The organism is Microbacterium sp. GbtcB4, from assembly GCF_019091465.1.
Classification (GTDB): Bacteria; Actinomycetota; Actinomycetes; order Actinomycetales; family Microbacteriaceae; genus Microbacterium; species Microbacterium paraoxydans.
In genome coordinates, this window is the sequence record NZ_JAGXJJ010000472.1 from 1 (window position 1) to 240 (window position 240).

Genomic DNA, 240 nt, shown 5'->3' on the forward strand with positions numbered 1-240 from the left:
CGACGTGTGCACCGGCGCGAACATGAGCGCCTGGGTCGAGGTGCGCGCCTCGGGCGGCGGGTGGATCCCCGTCGACGCGACGCCGCAGTATGCCATGCTGCCGAGCGCCATCACCGAAGGTGAGCAGCTCCCGGTGCACCCCACGGTTCCGGAGCAGCCGCGGTCCGAGGCTCTGGACCCCCCCCAGGCGCAGAGCGACGCGAACAACGATGCGCCCCCGCTGGCGGAGCCCGCCTGGGA

General features: G+C 73.8%; 1 protein-coding gene. It reads left to right on the forward strand.

Annotated elements, in window-relative coordinates; genetic code table 11:
• Positions 1-22 precede the first annotated feature (22 nt).
• On the forward strand, positions 23-240 hold a 218-nt coding region (locus tag KVS71_RS18510; protein WP_217585265.1), incomplete at its 3' end, for a transglutaminase-like domain-containing protein.